Genomic DNA, 496 nt, shown 5'->3' with positions numbered 1-496 from the left:
ACCAAACAACACGGACAACCAGCCGCCCTGTTTGTAGTACAGGAACTCCACCACTTCCGGCAGGTAGTTCACCTTGACGGTGATCGTCAGCTGATCTTTGGTCTGCCAGGCTTCATCCAGCACCACGCCCGGAAAGGCCTGATGCAGCGCAGCGAGATATTGTTGACCTAATTTTTCTTCAGACATGCTCAAACTCTCTTAAATCACGCCACCAGCAAGGAGACGAACNCAAAACCGGCCCAGGTCACGCGTGAAGTGGCGCAAAAACGCAGACGCGCCATGCTGTTTTCAAACAGGGCGATGACCAGCACGCCGAGGACCAGTTTGACGACGGCAATCACCAGCGCCAGCAGCAGCCCACCCGCGGTGAAGGTTTCCATCTGTCCCCACGGCAGGAACACACCGACGAACATTTGCAGAACGACCAGTTGCTTGAGGCTAATGCCCCATTTCAGCACGGCAAAACCGCTGCCGCTGTATTCAGTCAATGGACCTT

General features: G+C 55.4%; 1 protein-coding gene and 1 pseudogene. Both read right to left on the bottom strand.

Annotated elements, in window-relative coordinates:
• Positions 1–186: pseudogene (hycE, locus tag FDX22_RS19885) on the bottom strand (hydrogenase large subunit); the annotation flags it as partial.
• Positions 187–203: 17 nt separating this feature from the next.
• Positions 204–496: NADH-quinone oxidoreductase subunit H (locus FDX22_RS19880; RefSeq protein ID WP_186805370.1), on the bottom strand; the 293-nt coding region annotated here is incomplete at its 5' end.

Origin of the sequence: Citrobacter sp. TBCS-14 (assembly GCF_005280805.1) — a bacterium.
GTDB classification, from domain to species: domain Bacteria; phylum Pseudomonadota; class Gammaproteobacteria; order Enterobacterales; family Enterobacteriaceae; genus Citrobacter; species Citrobacter gillenii.
Note: the sequence above shows the minus strand (reverse complement) of the source record. Positions and strands in the feature narration are given on the sequence as shown.